Source organism: Pseudomonas sp. GW821-FHT03E01, assembly GCF_059420765.1.
This window is the reverse complement of sequence record NZ_JBWKUI010000022.1, coordinates 73,636-73,971: the sequence shown is the minus strand read 5'-3', so window position 1 is coordinate 73,971 and position 336 is coordinate 73,636. Positions and strand designations below refer to the sequence as shown.

Here is a 336-nt window from a genome sequence, read left to right as displayed (position 1 = left end):
ACCGGTGGTGCCTGGACCTACGTCGCCAACTCCGCCCACAACGAATTCGCCGCCGGCACCACCTACACCGACACCTTTGCTGTGAGCAGTGCCGATGGCACCCTCACTTCGGTCACCGTGCATATCGCCGGCAGCAACGACTCACCGACGATCACTTCCAACGGTGCTGGTGCGACGGCTTCGATCAACGTGGCGGAGAACACCACGGCGATCACGACGGTAACGGCGACCGATGTTGACCTGCCGGCACAAACGCTGACCTACAGCATCGTCGGCGGAGTGGATGCCGCGAAATTCTCGATCGTTTCTGGCACAGGCGTGCTGAGCTTTGTCTCT

General features: G+C 61.3%; 1 protein-coding gene. It reads left to right on the top strand.

The genetic code is table 11. The features are described from left to right. The coding region (locus AC07VO_RS28090; RefSeq protein WP_495007721.1) for a VCBS domain-containing protein at positions 1 to 336 on the top strand (336 nt) is incomplete at both ends.